This window comes from Actinobaculum sp. 352 (assembly GCF_003957265.1).
Lineage (GTDB): Bacteria > Actinomycetota > Actinomycetes > Actinomycetales > Actinomycetaceae > Asp313.
The window spans coordinates 23,522-37,088 of sequence record NZ_RQSN01000009.1; the positions used below are offsets into that span (position 1 = coordinate 23,522).

The following is a 13,567-nucleotide window of genomic DNA, read 5'->3' on the forward strand; positions in this document are numbered from 1 at the left end:
TGTCGTGTCGCGCGGTTTGCATACCGGTGGGCACGAGGACGGCGTCTACCGACGTTGCCGTCACCGTGGCGCTGGCTTGGCGCACTAAGACTCACGGAGACGCACGTCTCCTCCTATTGCCGGTCCGTCGACTCCGGTAGGAGTTGCGCCGCGGCGTAGCCGGCCACGCCTGCGGCAAGGAACGCGAGTGGGTCTTCGCGCAGCCCCCGTCCCATGGTGCGCAGATTCACAGGCGAGGCTTCCAGGACTTCCGTCAAGCCGGTCGTCGCAATATCGCGACGTTCCAGGCGCGGGCAGGCAAAGAGCTCGCTGAACTGCCGCGCAATCTTTGTCCGAGTGCCGGAGTCAACCAAGGCGCTCAGTTCGTCTGTCGCATCGAATCGCGGTACGGGGCACAGAACGGGGGAGAGGGCCACCCGAGTCAGAGCGGTGGTCGTGTGGTGCGACAAACCAAAGTGCCGATCACGTGCATCACCACTGGACATGCGGAGCAATCCAATGGCACGCCCCTCGAGCGTGTGGACGGCGTTGATTATGTCACCGACGCGTGTTCCGGAGAATCCCCAGCGCGTCCCCGTGCCCAGGTTTCCCGGCCCTTGCGTGACGATTGCCAGATCGGCCTGCCACACCAGGCGAGCCGCCAGCAAGGCGGTATGAATGTTCACGGATTCGAGATCGCCACCGAAAGCCTGGCCGGAGGAAATCGTTCCGAGAATGTCCCCGGAAGCGGTTAAGGCGGAAGCGACCTGTGAGAACCACACCGGAAGCGCTCCGCCGTCGTCCATGATGTAGCCGATACGAGCATGCGGTCGGTGCGCGTGCACTGCGGCAACCACGGCGGGCAGAGCCGAATGCAGATCCGCCACCACCACAGGCATACCGGCGATTGAGTCCGCCTGCGAGAGCAGGTCGTAATATGGAGACTCCTGCTCATCAACACCCAGAGTCATATACTGCAGCGGCGTATAGCGTGCCTTCACAATATGCCCCGGCGCGGGTGGCGGATCAGCGGGAAGTCGGTCGGGCAGGGCCACGACCATGAGATAACCACCGGTTCCCAAGCCGCGGTGTACGGCCGATGCGCCGAGCAGCGCGCGATCTCCTACCCGGGGCGTGCCGACGAGTCGGCGATAAGCCAGTGCACGGTACTCAGATCCATCATCGAGTTCAACCTGGCATTCTTGAGATTCTCCCCAGGCACGCCCAAGTGAAACTATCCGACCATTACGCCACATCATCACGGCATTAAGGGTACCTGTCCATTACTCTTGATGTGTGGCAAGTACATCACGGCAGAACGCTGAGAAGCGGCAGCGCAACGAGAGGCAACTTTCCCTGCTGGCCGCATTGTCCGCGCGCGGTGCACTCACCAAGGACGATATCCGCGCCCTGTCCATCTATGCCACCGGCTCTGATGCTGCGTTCGGCCGCACCTTCGAGCGGGATCTGCAACACTTGCGCCAAGCTGGCTATCCAATCAGCACCGATTCCGAGTACCGCTATCACTATGATGGGCGGGCACCTCTCGCCACACCGGTCAGTGCCCTTGACGCCGGGCTGCTCCGTTCGATTCTGAGCGGTCTCGACCACCGATCACCGCATATGTCGCTGGCTGCCAGTGGGCTGCAGAAGCTACTCGCCGTGGCATCTACGGGTGAGGATAACGCCGAGTATCTGCATGCGGGAATTCCTACGGGCGAGAATATTGTGGAACTCGCCCGCGCTGTGCAACTGCGCAGGAGAGTCTCCTTCGAGTATGAGGGAACAACCGGCCCCAAACGCGATTATCTTCTCGAACCGGCGGAGATCTCCGTGCATTTCGCGGCCTTTTACGTCAGTGGCAGCGCATCACATTGTCCCGTAGTCAGCTCTTCCGATTCGCGTGATAACGAGAACCGAGCCTCCTCATCAGGCGAGACCTGGCACTGGCGTACCTTCCGTGTTTCACGTATTACCGCGGGGACCTTGCGCGATGTCGGGAAGGCGACTGAACAACACCGGCAGGGAACGGCGCCGCAGGGCATCTTTATCGCCACTGAAGCCATCGTGGCCATCCGCCCCGGCTGCGCGGTTCCGCTTGCCGCACGCGGCACACCCGTAGCCGTCGGTGAACTGACGAACACTGGCGGTACGACCAAGCCGCCGGGGGAGGACTGGGAGTACTACCTCTATAGCGACGTTGATCGTCAACGGCTCTTCGAAGACCTCTTCCTCTATGGCCGCGATGTACGGCTTGTTGGAGACGACACGCTTGTGGCGCAGTGGAAGCGGCGAGTTGAACACCTGGCAACACTGAGGCGGGATGCGCAATGACTACCGTCCAGGAGATCGTACAGACAAATGCCATTCTGGTGTACTTGGCAACCATGGAAGACACGGAGGTGACACTCGGCGAACTGGCCGTTCATTTCGCCATGGACTGGCGCGACGTGCTGCGCCTGCTCTGGGACGCCAACACCGTTGATATCCTCGGCATCGCTATTCCCTTCGATCTTTCCCTGCCGGATCCAGTTGACCAGTGGGATGGCGAAGGGCCACAGCCCGGCCCAGATGCGCCGGTTTCTCTTGGAAGGCACGGGGCACTGGACGTTCCCGAGTTGCTGGTCACTTTCCCGGAGACGATTATTCTCACTGCTCTTCTCGACGCCGTTCTCGCGGTGACACCACCAGGAAGCGAGGCGCAGGCCTTGCAGAACACCCGGCAGCATCTCACGGAGGCTGCCTCGCAGGCGGGATATGGCGCGGCGTTCTGGGCACCACCGCAGCGGCTAATCCCGGGGGATCGCCTCGAGGCTATTACCAGCGCGATTCGACGCAGACAGCATCTTCGTATCACCTACTACCACCCGGGAAAGCCGCGTGGAGAAGTGGTCGATATTGTGCCCTGGGAGATCACGACCGGTCACACGCCCGTCTTACGCGCCTCTCGCGCAGGTTCCGCACGCAGCTACCGACTAGACCGGATTGGCGACGTCGAGCCCGGCGGCGCCGTCAAGCGTTCGGAGGGTGCCGCGACGCGGCGTTCTCTGATTCAGGAAGACCGGGAGGCACGGCACGACGCCCGGGTTGGGGAGGCGCGGTGGACGGATGGAGGCCAGGAGGTGCTACTGCGCTTGGACCGTCCGGGATTGTGGGCGGTGGAGACACTGCCGGGAGCACGATGGCACAGGGAAGGCGATGTGCTCGTGGTTCGATTCCGCTCCCGCTCGGATGATTGGCTTGCCTCCTACCTGATCCAACTCGGAACGGCCGTATTGAGTATTGAGCCCGACGACGTCGCCGCACGCATGTCAGCGCGGTTCGAGGAAATTCGAAATACCTTCTAGCAACAAGCTGAGGACTACGAAACACACCGTGAAACTGTTGATTACTCTTCTTGTCGTGGCATTGCTCGCCTCCTATGCGGCCGTAACTGTGCGGCAACTCTGGCGATCAGTAAAGAAACTCGGCCGTGCCGGGGGCTCGCTCATCGATAAGTGCAGCGGGTTGAGCGCACACCAGCAGGCCGTGGCACAGCCGGTGGCCCCGCTCAGCCGTGATTCCGCCCGTACCATTCGTGCGCGGATTCGCATGCAGCGCATGCAAGCCAAGAGGCGGCGGCTTGACCGCGCATCTGCACGTTGGAGTGACGCAGCCGGGCTCAAATGCTCCGGCATGTCACGCCACACATCCGTCCAACAACCTCGTCCCACCGCAACGCGCAGGCAGGATGCGTCGGCATGAGGATAGGGGTTGCCAGTAATCCTTCCAGCGGCGCTGGAAGGGGAGCACGCTACGGAACACAGGTACGCTCTCTTCTTGCCGTGTACGGGGCGACTATCGTCGAGCTTTCGGGGCGCAACGCCGCGGAGTGCCTAGCGGCTGCCCGCAGCGAGGTCCTCGCCGGAAATCTGGACGCACTCTTCGTCGTCGGCGGTGATGGCATGGTCCATATAGGAGTCGAGGCGCTGGCCGGGACACACGTACCCTTGGGAATCATCTCGGTAGGATCCGGCAATGACATTGCACGCGAGTTTGGACTCCCCATCCGTAACGTGCCGAGAGCCGTACACCGGGCCGTGACGGCTCTACTAGCCGGGCGCAGCCGCGCAACAGACACCATTGAGGTCACGCATCGCTCCGGGAACGCACACGCGCTGGCAGTTCTGTCAGCCGGTATTGACGCGGCTACAAATCTGCGCACCAACCAATTGACCTGGCCGAAGGGAAACCTGCGCTATGCCCGCGCACTTTTCCAATGTCTGACCGAATTCTCACCCTACGGACTCGAAGTCGAGGTTGATGGCAAGGTCGCCAGCGGTGCGGCCACGCTCGTTGCTGCGGCCAATACGCGTTTCGTCGGCGGAGGGATGAATATTGCTCCCTCTGCTCGCACGGACGATGGCCTCCTTGACATTATCATTGCCCGTGCTATGTCCGTCCCTGAGATCGTGTCGCTGTTTCCGCTGCTCTACGGTGGGCGGCATATCCATGCCAAGGGTGTTCATCTTCTACGCGGGCAACATATTCGAATCAATGCGAAACCTTCGGCAGGTGCACCGGCACCGACCGCCATGGCCGACGGTGAAATCATCGGCGAGGTGCCACTGAACATCTACTGTCGACCCGGATCATTGGAGTTGCTAGTCTGATGGACCACGATGCCCTTCTCACGGACTACATGGAACGCTACGCGGCCCGTGGGATACACCTCGACGACTTCCAAGTGGCGGCCTGCCGCGCACTCAGCGCCGATCACGACGTTCTTGTCTGCGCTCCCACCGGTTCCGGTAAGACTGTGGTAGCCCACTATGCCGTTGAACTTGCCTTGGCCACCGGCCGTCGCTGCGTCTACACCGCGCCGATCAAGGCACTGTCGAACCAGAAATACACCGAGTTGACGCGGCTGCTCGGACAGGAGAACGTCGGGTTGCTGACCGGCGACACCGTGGTGAATCGAGAAGCACAAATCTTGGTTGTCACTACCGAAGTCCTGCGCAATATGTTGTTGCAGGGATCGGACACCGATCACTTCGGGTACACCATTTTAGATGAGGTCCACTACCTGGCCGACCGTGATCGCGGACCGGTATGGGAGGAGATCATCCTGTCCCTACCGGAGACGGTCAGGCTGGTATCCCTCTCCGCAACGATTGCCAACACCGATGAGCTGGTTGCCTGGATGCGTTCCGTGCGCGGCGAGACGGAGTTGATAACCAGCGAGGTCCGCCCGGTGCCGTTGAGCCAGTTCGTCTCTGTTGGCAACAAGGTCTACCCGTTATACGCCGACGACGGCGTCACACCCTCCCGAACACTGACCACAGCACTGGCGAGAGCCGAGAACGACCCGCGCGGGCGAAATCGCCGCATCACTGCGGGCGAGCGGCACCGGCTCGTCAACTACCTGTCCAAGCACGACATGCTACCGGCCATTGAGTTCATCTTCTCCCGCAAGGGATGCGACGAAGCAGTCGCCGCACTCCAACGCCGCGGTGTCATGCTGACATCAACGCGCGAGCAGAAGGAAATACGGCAAGAGATCGCAACGCTACGTGAGACGCTGAGTGCCTCTGACCGCCGCGCCGTCCGCTTTGACAGCTATACACGTGCCTTGCTCAACGGCTTTGGTGCACACCACGCAGGGGTATTTCCCGCCCTCAAGGAGTTGACTGAGCGTCTGGTCGAACGAGGTCTTATCCGGCTCGTGTATGCCACCGGAACACTGGCGCTTGGTATCGACATGCCAGTACGCACGGTAGTGGTGGAAGAACTGCGCCGCTGGGACGGCAGCGACTTCGTCGATATGACCGCTACCGAGTACACGCAGTTGATCGGCCGGGCGGGGCGACGAGGTCGAGATACGCATGGCAACGCGGTAGTGCTTGCCGATGCGGAGCTTGATCCCGAGCATCTCGCGGACTTGGGCTCCGGACGTCTGGAACCGTTGCTCTCGGCGTTCCAGCCTTCATACAACACGGTGATCAATCTGTTGGCACAGCGCAGCTATCAAGAGGCGCGCCAGCTCATGGGGTCCAGTTTCGCTCAGTTCCAACGCGACGCGGACCTGGGCGAAGTAGAGGCACGTCGCGTGCGGCTGCGCCGGCGTATTGTCGCTGAAGAAGAGCGCCTGGAATGCGATTTCGGCGATCTCGTTGGTTATCTTCGCCTACGTGGCAGCGCGGGTCGGGCGGCAAAGTCCGCCCGGAAGGCCGCTAAGAAGGAGTATCAGCGGCGTATTGCGAAGAGCTTCGACGCCGCAACTACGGGCAGCCTGTATGCCTTTGCGCGCGACGGTGAACTGTTCTACGGTGTGGTTCTATCCGCCGAGCGTCATCGGTTACGAATCATCGACTGGTACGGGCAGATGTCTTGGCTACGCGTAGACGCATTATCATCCGAGATGCGCGCAGTCGGCCGCGTGGAGCTCCCACATGGACGGTCGTTACGCTCACCTCAAACTCGCGAACAGGTGGCCGATGCGATCCTGGCTGCAGTTCAGGAGCGTTCCGATCTTGGGGTTGACCGTGATCTGCTGGAATCCTGGTCGCGGTTCGCGGTACCCGATATTCCGGAACTCGCCTCGCACCCCTGTGCAGCCTGTCCCGATATAGCCACACATATCCGTGAGGGAGAAACGCTGCTTTCGCTGGATGGGCGACTGCAGGAGTTGAACGCGTTGTCGGCATCGTACGTCGATTCGGTAGGTCGGGACTTCGATAACACGGTCGGCGTTCTGCGCGAACTGGGCCTGCTGCGGTCCGACGATGTAGGCACCGCCCGCCTGGGCCCTGGGGCAGCGTTGCTGCGGCAATTGCATATCGAATCGGATCTGCTCCTTTACCAGTGTCTGGCTGCGCTGCAGGAGGGAGAGGTTGACGCTGCTGGCATGGCGGGCTGGGCCTCGATGTTCCTTGTGGATGACCGAATGGGCACAAACCTGCCGCAGCGTGCTAACCTGCGAACTCTGTCACTTCGGGCCATACGAGAGGCGGAGTTCCTGCAGACGGTCGAGCAGCGGCACTCGATACAACGCACCGCTGCTCCAACGCCCGGATGTACAGACCTTTTCGCCCTGTGGGCAAGTGGGGCCGATCTGGAAACGTGCCTGCGTATGGTGCGCTTGAGTGCCGGTGACTTTATTGCCATGGCGCGTCGTCTGGTTGATCTGCTGGGGCAGATAGCCTTGGCCGGATCTGGAACGTGGATCGAAACCACCGCATTCGAGGCTAGGCGTCTCGTTCGTCGTAGTGAGCTTCTTTGAGCGCTACGGCAAGTTGCGGATGAATTAACCAACGCGGTGCGTGATCGGGGTGGCGTGGCGGCAGTTCGGGCACCGGCCGGTAATCTCTAAGGGATGAAGATACACCACTGGCTATGGGCCGTCTTCGCAGCACTCGGTGGTGGACTATGCGTGTACACGTCATTTGCTCCACTGGGCTGGTGGCCCGCTGCTTTTCCGGGCATTGCCCTGCTGATAATCGCCTTGGAGGGACGATCTTGGTTAGCCTCCTTCGGCCTCGGCTTCGTGTTCGGAATGGCGTACTTCCTGTTCCTGTTCCACTGGGCGTACATTGCTGCCGGCATCGTTCTGGCACAGGTCGCCCTGACAGCCGTAGAGGCGCTGTACCTCGCGGTTCTTGCGGTTATATGGCAGGGGCTGCTGCGCGGCAGGATAACCGGTCAGGTGGTGTGGGTTCGCGCGCTCGTTCTCGCCTTGAGTTGGGTTGCCATGGAGCAGCTACGCTCATCATGGCCTCTGGGTGGCATGCCGTGGGGCGCCTTGGCATACGGCCAGGTCAACGGCCCGCTGTTACGGCTCGCGCCCTGGGGTTCCACCCAGCTGGTTGCGTTGCTCGTCATCAGTATCGGCGTACTACTCCACTGGGCGATTTTCAGAGGCACCGCAGGACGGCACGTCACGGCTACCGCGAGCCTGCTGGCCGCGGCGGCGCTGATGATCACCCCCGCGTTTCTGCCACTGTCGGCCCGCGCAGAGTCATATGTCACAGTAGGCTTTGTGCAAGGCGAGATCCCCGATGAGAGCAGGTTACCCGAAGGTGTCTCGCGGGCCTTAACGGTCACACAGAATCTCGTCACTGAATCGGCCGAGATCGCCGACGGGGGAGCGGAGATCGTGCTGTGGCCCGAATCGGCTTCGGATCGAGATATCCGTAGCGATCCCGATGCGCGCCGTCTGATGTTGCAAGCTTCCTCAAGCGTCGGTGTACCCATATTGCTTGGCACGCAGCGCTATCCCGAGGACTATCGGTACAACGACTACGTGGTGTGGATGCCCAACGGCGAAATCGCCGATAGTTATACGAAGCAGCACCCGATTCCTTTCGGTGAGTACATCCCGGGGCGCAAGGTGTTCCGCTCGATAACCTCGGCGGTTGATCGGGTGAGCGTCGATATGCGCGCCGGGACCGAGCCCGCGTATGTTGATGTTGATCTTTCCGCCGGGAAGGTGCGCATTGCGGTACCCATTTGCTTCGAGGTTGCCGTCACCCCAACGGTTTCCGAGGCGGTTGACAACGGCGCGCAGCTGATCGTAGTTCCTACGAACAACGCGTCCTTCGGTGATTCCTCGGAGTCCTTGCAGCAGTTCGATATGACGCGATTCCGTGCGGTGGAGCAGGGGCGTACCGCTATCCAGGTCTCCACTGTAGGTATCTCTGGAATTGTGGAACCGAACGGCGTGGTACGGGAAACCACCGAACCGTGGACCGCCGATTCTCGGGTGGCACGAGTTGGGCTGCGATCCTCCTTAACACTGGCGACACGCTTCACCGACCAGATTTGGATCACCTGCTATGCCGTCGGTGTCGCCCTTGCTGCGCTAGCATTGCTACAGCTCGTTCATTCGTGGCACACGCGCCGCACCCATGCGCGTGGCTGACCGATACCGAAAGGGATCTCTGTGCGCGTCCTTGTCATTATTCCGACTTATAACGAGGCGGAGTCGCTGCCGCCTATCATTCGCCGGGTTCGTAACGCCGTTCCCGATGCGGATGTTCTCGTCGTCGATGACGCCTCGCCCGATGGTACCGGTGAAATAGCTGATCGCATTGCCGACGGCGATGGCCAGGTCTCCGTACTGCACAGAGCGGGTAAGGAGGGGCTCGGGCGTGCGTATATCGCTGCCTTCCGCCTCGCCATGGAGCGTGCATATACCCATGTGGTAGAGATGGATGCCGATGGTTCGCATCGCCCGGAACAGCTTCCCTTGCTACTTGAACGGGCCGCGATGTCGGACCACCCCGACCTGGTGATAGGTTCTCGTTATGTGCGCGGAGGGGAGACCGTCGGTTGGCCCAAGTCGCGCGAGGCGCTCTCACGGGCCGGAAATCTTTACGTGCGACTGTGGCTGGGCGTTCCCGTGCAGGATATCACCGCCGGTTACCGCGTCTATCGGGTCGCCATGCTGCAGCGACTCGATCTCAACTCGGTAGAATCAAAGGGTTATTTCTTCCAGACCGATATGACCGACCGCGTCAACCAACTGGGGGGACATATCGTTGAGATGCCCATCAGCTTTGCCCAGCGTGAGGTGGGGGAGTCGAAGCTGTCCGGTGCGGTATTCACGGAGTCCCTGAGCCGGGCCACCAAAATGGGGCTGCGGCGTAGGGGAGGGCAGCTCAAGGCCTTCGGGCAGAGCATCCGTCGAAAGCGCAAATAGGTACCTATCCGGCGTCGAAGTATTTCAATCACGTAGCTGGCTTCCACGTTATGTCACGAGCCAGATACTATGTCTGAATGGCGTCTATATTATGTCAGTTTTTATGACAAAACGTGGCCTGAGTTCGGCTTTTATCTACTAGTGGTGCAGTTGCTTAGGCGTGCTGCTGGCCGAGGCGGCCAGCAGCACTCTATGGCAGCGTCGCTACTTACGCCGACGTCGCATCCGCAGCTTGCCGGAGCGCAGCAGTTCAAGACGTTCGTCCAGAAGCACTTGCAGCTCATCCTCGGTGCGACGTTCCATTAGCATGTCCCAATGAGTACGCGGAGGCTTGACCGGTTTCTCTTCCTCCAGCTCAACCTGATCTCGCAACTTACCTTCTTGACCACAGCGACATTCCCACGTTGCGGGAGGCTCCGCATCCAGGGCCATGGCCACACCGAATTCGTGCCCATTCGGGCAGTCATACATCACCTGCTTGCGGTCGACAAAAGCGACACCTTCATCGGTCTCCAGAGAGTTAGCGCCAATCTTCATTCCGCGCAGTGAACGCTCGGCCATGTTGTTCCTCCTTTGTTTCAGCACTCGATTTTATCGGGCGGATTGTCGCCGGAGTGCGCTCAGTTGCGATAACGGTGTTCTAACGCGGCAAATTCCAGCTGAGCGGCTATGCGCCCCTTTTCACAGCATGCCGATAATGTACATTATGTCAAAACGGCCGAGCGGATACGTGCGCCGCCCGTCTGCAGCATCAGTCGCTTATCCCCTGCCCATTGTGTGCATGGTCCTGCTCCCGGAGGTTGCGGTCGTGCTCCTAGCGACATTCTCACCTGCGGGCGCTCTCGCGATCGTCGCGATCGGCGCGGTACGACTTCGGGAGCTTAGTGTTGCTGCGGCCGCCTGGAGCGGCTGCACGGTCCGAGGGAAACCGGCCGAGCAACCAGAACGAATGCAAGTGCCTCCCAACACCGATGCGGCTTGCCGCTGTCGCTTGTATACAGGTTCAGCGGATGTGCGTCTTTTCGAGGCGCCTGTCCTCGAGTTGGTATTGCACCTCGCACTGCGCGGCAACCGTGTGGTTATGCGTGGCGATAATGAACACCGTGCCCGTTTCCTGTAGCGAACGGAAGAGCGCTAGGATCTCAGCTTCAGTAGCTTCGTCGAGGGCACCGGTTGGTTCGTCCGCCAGGATGATCTGCGGTCTCTTCGCCAATGCACGGGCAATCGCCACCCGTTGCGCCTCTCCCCCGGAGAGTTTGTCGACGCGTTTTCGCTCGAATCCTCCCAGTCCAACGCGTTCCAGGCATCTAGTGACGACGTCCGCACGCTCCTTTCGTTCGGCAACGGCTAGGGCGACGTTCTGCGCTACGTTGCGGTCTGACAGCAAATCATAGTGCTGAGAAATGACGCCAATATGCTTGCGCCGGTACCTCGCCATCTCGGCGCCCTTCTTTTCCAGCTGGTTACCTTCGAAGGTGTAAGTGCCGCTGTACGCGATATCGAGCCCTGCCAGGATGCGCAGCAGTGTCGTTTTACCGGAGCCACTGCGTCCCAGGATTGCCACGGAGCGTTCGGACTCTATCGCAAAGCTCAGATCATCGAACAGGACTCGCTTGCTACCATCCGGCTCCGTAAAGTCCTTGGAGATTCCATTGAGTTCTATCACTTCGCCTCCCGGGCAGATCGTAGAACGCGTAGCACCATGCCACGCTGAATGGTGGCATCGACAAGGGCGATGCCGAGCAGCAGGACGCCGGCCCCCATGAGGGCAAGATCGTCCCTGTTTGGCAGGTTTCGGGCGATGAACACCAACAGCACGAAGGCGCAGGTGTATTCGAGCAACCAGAAGCGTCGATGTTGCGCCACAACGCGAGCGTCCTCAGCCCCGAGCATCGCCCACACCCGTGTCTTTGCCGCGCGTCGCGCACTCAAGAACCGATTGAGCACGTACAACACCACGCATGCCGCAGCGGCGATGACTAGTTCCAACCCGAGGAGCAGCCCGCGATTGTCCTCAATGAGTTGGCGCATAAAGCCGAGTTGTAGAAGGAATGCCGGGGTATTCAACAAGGTGAAGTCCGTAAAACCGCTCTGCTCCCCTATGGTATTGAGCCGCCGGAACACTTCCTCCGAGCCAACCGACTTTCGAACGGTAATATCACCGTTAATCATGGCGAATGTCAGAATTCCGCAGAACTTGGTCTCTAGGCCAGCACAACCGTTCAACTGCGGCGGGTAAGGGATGACGATGTGTCGGTCAAGGTAAAAGTTCGGCTCCCCTTTGTAATATACTGGTGAGTTCGGTTCTAGGAATCCGACCACCTTGAACTTCAGTTCCTCGTACATCCACCCTTCAATGGTGTCGCCGACGGCGTAGTACGGCTTGAAGTCGTTTCCGAGCAGCACCGGAATGGTACCCGATGCATAATCGACCTCGTTCCAGGGCAGTTCCCGTCCTTCTTGAGCGCGCAAACCGTAGAAGTCGTAAGCCTGCCTATTCATCTGCACGGACTTCACATCCAGGACTCGCCGTCTCTCATCATTCTCATAGAAACCAGACGATGAGAAATTGCTGCTGTAAGCATCTTCAAGGCCAACATCACCTTGAAATTCAACTCCCAGTAGCGACTGGTCGAATACAGAGACTATCTTCAGGGTATCGTCTGCATTCAGTAGATCATAGAAATCGGCAACTTCGGCAACACGATGGGGCGAGTCTGTGGCCGCCGAAAAGAGCTCGGGCTCGGCCAATACGTCAATCACGGTGTACATGTTGTACTCAGACTGTTGCATGAAACCTCGTTCAATGGCCATGTCCGTGTTATGCGAAAAAGACTGCAGGTTGTATACGCTCAGACAGACCAGAAGCACAATGAGCGCTTTCACTGCGGTTATTGGACTATTTCTACGCAGGTCATAGAATACTTCACGCATCAGCGTGCAGCCCCCTTCTGCTTAGTACCAACGGAGTCATGGTCGCCAAAAGAACAAGGCAGAGCGCGGCGAGTCCTATGACCGGCGTTAATATCGGCAATGGCAAACTTGTGCCCGCATGGACGACGAGACGCTGCGCGGCAGCGAAAGTCGCAACTGACAGGCATGCTACAACAGCCAGCCTTCTGGCAATGTACAGCCTGCGTGAGAACCCCAAGAGGTGAATCACGCGGTATTGTGGCACGTATTGACTGCCGTACAGCCAACCTGCAAACAGGTAACTCAACGCAGCCAACAGGTATCCCACCCCAAGGAGTACCGGCGTGACGGTATCGACTGTGGTGCGCCGCGCCACGCCATAGTCGAAGGCCTCCAATACGGCACCAGGTTCGATCTCGCGGTACCGCGTTGCCGCCTCTGAGCCGTCAATAACAACACTGCGCGCCGGGGCTGCGCTGAAGAGTTCGTTGTCCTTCAGCACGATCTCGTTCTGCAAGGCACCTCCATTTTTGGTTCCCAGCACGCCAACCACTTTGTACTGCTCATTTCCAAGCGTTACGTATCGCTCACCATTGCGCTGCTCTGTCTCAATATCGGAACCCACCAACGCCTCCCGGTGCCGCGAGTTTGTGAAGCCGGTACCGTCATGCACAGGAAACGGGAGCTTTGTTATGTCGTTTGCAGCAACAACGCGCACATTCTCATAGGCATCCAACTCGCTGAAGACCCGGGCATCGTCGCCAAGTTTCTTCATCTGTTCCAGCAACTCCGAAGAATCGCTTTTGAGCAGCACCGCATCACTCGTATACAGATGACTACCTTCGAGTAGCAGCATCTGTTGCCGAAACCAGTACTGCCCCAGTAGCGCAATAAGCGCCGATGCCGTAGCGATGATGAGAAGAACCGATATGAACTTAGCCCTAGCCATGCTTCGCCGTAACCGCCTATCTCTGTACGAGCCCTTGGGTCCCCATA

The 13,567-nt window shown here is 59.7% G+C and carries 12 protein-coding genes; 7 read left to right on the forward strand and 5 right to left on the reverse strand.

What is annotated here, in order from left to right:
* Positions 1-113: 113 nt before the first annotated feature.
* Complete coding sequence (locus EKN07_RS09815; protein ID WP_126146295.1) at positions 114-1,238, reverse strand: DUF3866 family protein; 1,125 nt, start codon at positions 1,236-1,238, stop codon at positions 114-116.
* 37 nt (positions 1,239-1,275) lie between these two features.
* Here EKN07_RS09815 and EKN07_RS09820 point away from each other — a divergent pair, with 37 nt between their 5' ends.
* From EKN07_RS09820 to EKN07_RS09845, 7 genes are all read left to right on the forward strand, one after another.
* On the forward strand, positions 1,276-2,313 hold the full coding sequence (locus EKN07_RS09820) for a WYL domain-containing protein (RefSeq protein WP_126146296.1): 1,038 nt from the start codon (positions 1,276-1,278) through the stop codon (positions 2,311-2,313).
* The gene (locus EKN07_RS09825) at positions 2,310-3,326 is read left to right on the forward strand and encodes a WYL domain-containing protein (protein ID WP_108715625.1); all 1,017 of its coding nucleotides are present in this window, start codon (positions 2,310-2,312) and stop codon (positions 3,324-3,326) included. The genes EKN07_RS09820 and EKN07_RS09825 overlap by 4 nt, the downstream gene beginning before the upstream one ends.
* Positions 3,327-3,354: 28 nt before the next feature.
* Entirely contained in the window at positions 3,355-3,723 is a 369-nt protein-coding gene (locus tag EKN07_RS12605; RefSeq protein ID WP_164546651.1) for a hypothetical protein, read from the forward strand.
* Positions 3,720-4,631 (forward strand): diacylglycerol kinase family protein, encoded by a 912-nt coding sequence (locus tag EKN07_RS09830; RefSeq protein WP_164505475.1) that lies wholly within the window; start codon positions 3,720-3,722, stop codon positions 4,629-4,631. Before EKN07_RS12605 ends, EKN07_RS09830 begins: the two co-directional genes overlap by 4 nt.
* Positions 4,631-7,240: a DEAD/DEAH box helicase gene (locus EKN07_RS09835; protein ID WP_126146297.1), complete on the forward strand. Its 2,610-nt coding sequence runs from the start codon at positions 4,631-4,633 to the stop codon at positions 7,238-7,240. The genes EKN07_RS09830 and EKN07_RS09835 overlap by 1 nt, the downstream gene beginning before the upstream one ends.
* A 93-nt stretch (positions 7,241-7,333) precedes the next feature.
* Entirely contained in the window at positions 7,334-8,878 is a 1,545-nt protein-coding gene (gene lnt / locus EKN07_RS09840; protein WP_126146298.1) for an apolipoprotein N-acyltransferase, read from the forward strand.
* A gap of 21 nt (positions 8,879-8,899) precedes the next feature.
* Entirely contained in the window at positions 8,900-9,658 is a 759-nt protein-coding gene (locus EKN07_RS09845) for a polyprenol monophosphomannose synthase (RefSeq protein ID WP_126146299.1), read from the forward strand.
* Between the two features lie 204 nt (positions 9,659-9,862).
* Here EKN07_RS09845 and EKN07_RS09850 read toward each other — a convergent pair whose 3' ends face one another.
* The 4 genes from EKN07_RS09850 to EKN07_RS09860 all read right to left on the reverse strand — a co-directional run bounded on the left by EKN07_RS09850 (position 9,863) and on the right by EKN07_RS09860 (position 13,520).
* A complete protein-coding gene (locus EKN07_RS09850; protein WP_108715630.1) occupies positions 9,863-10,219 on the reverse strand; it encodes an RNA polymerase-binding protein RbpA in 357 nt (118 codons plus the stop codon).
* 442 nt (positions 10,220-10,661) lie between these two features.
* A complete protein-coding gene (locus EKN07_RS09855; RefSeq protein ID WP_164546652.1) occupies positions 10,662-11,324 on the reverse strand; it encodes an ABC transporter ATP-binding protein in 663 nt (220 codons plus the stop codon).
* The gene (locus EKN07_RS12610) at positions 11,321-12,592 is read right to left on the reverse strand and encodes a hypothetical protein (protein WP_164546653.1); all 1,272 of its coding nucleotides are present in this window, start codon (positions 12,590-12,592) and stop codon (positions 11,321-11,323) included. The genes EKN07_RS09855 and EKN07_RS12610 overlap by 4 nt, the downstream gene beginning before the upstream one ends.
* Positions 12,585-13,520 (reverse strand): hypothetical protein, encoded by a 936-nt coding sequence (locus EKN07_RS09860; RefSeq protein WP_126146301.1) that lies wholly within the window; start codon positions 13,518-13,520, stop codon positions 12,585-12,587. The genes EKN07_RS12610 and EKN07_RS09860 overlap by 8 nt, the downstream gene beginning before the upstream one ends.
* Between the last annotated feature and the right edge of the window lie 47 nt (positions 13,521-13,567).